The organism is Psychrobacter sp. 1U2, from assembly GCF_051847575.1.
This window is the reverse complement of record NZ_JBPYDC010000516.1, coordinates 1-1,007: the sequence shown is the minus strand read 5'-3', so window position 1 is coordinate 1,007 and position 1,007 is coordinate 1. Positions and strand designations below refer to the sequence as shown.

Annotated in this window: 2 protein-coding genes; both read right to left on the bottom strand. The window is 41.9% G+C overall.

The window, feature by feature from the left end; translation table 11 throughout:
* Nucleotides 1–654: DUF475 domain-containing protein (locus tag ACS8FD_RS16985; protein ID WP_439276705.1), on the bottom strand; the 654-nt coding region annotated here is incomplete at its 3' end.
* Nucleotides 655–906: 252 nt separating this feature from the next.
* The coding region (locus tag ACS8FD_RS16980; protein ID WP_439276706.1) for a TerD family protein at nt 907–1,007 on the bottom strand (101 nt) is incomplete at its 5' end.

Here is a 1,007-nt window from a genome sequence, read left to right as displayed (position 1 = left end):
ACCTTCTTCAAGATCGCCCTCGAGCATACCAGATACCACTTGGACACCAAGATAAACTAGAATACCCCAAACGCCAGCGATTAATACAGCAGAAGCTTGCTCTGTACTAGCCCATGATACCGCTATCATCAAGATAATAAGTGCGACAAAGACACTCATAGCATCAACTTTACCCAGTTTTGCCAAACGGCTTTCAAGCCAGTGGAACCATAGGACTTCTTTTTCGTCAAATATAAAGTTTAAGAAAACCAGTAGTAAGAAAATACCACCAAACGCTGAGATTTCAGCATGGTGCGCCATCAGTCTGGCAGAGTACTCTTCTGGGTTGTATAAGGCTAGGTTGATCACTTCCATCATACCAAGGTCAGCGGTAACCGCGACAATGACGATAGGGAAGACCAAGCGCATACCAAATACGGCAATTAAAATACCAACGGTTAAGAAGATTTTTTTCCAAAATTCATCCCAGCCTTTGAGGACTGAGGCGTTGACCACCGCATTATCAAACGATAATGAAATCTCCATGACGGCCAAAATAGCAGTAATAGATAAGGTAGCTATCATGCCACCCATACCGCCATGTGAATATCCCCACCACGCCGCTACCGCTAAGGCAATGGCTGTAAAGATAAAGTCTAAATAAAAATGTCTCATGACACATCCTGTCTGGTTGCGTAAAGCTAAGGTCGGCCTATTATAGACACAAACCACAAAAAAGTGGCTATTGCTAACCACTTTTTATGCATAATTTTAATCGAAACATAAAGCATTATCAGTCGTTTGGCTACCAATAATAGTGACTGTTTTGTAGCTATACTCACTACTATTAATAGAGCAACCTATACTTTAGGTTTTGGATGTGATAGTTATTCTAATAGCAGTATAAGTACTGATTTTAGGACAACTCTAAATATCCACACCATACTGCTGACACATGGCTTGCAATCCACCTGAGTAGCCCTGTCCGACAGCACGGAATTTCCACTCGCCGTTGTGACGATACACTT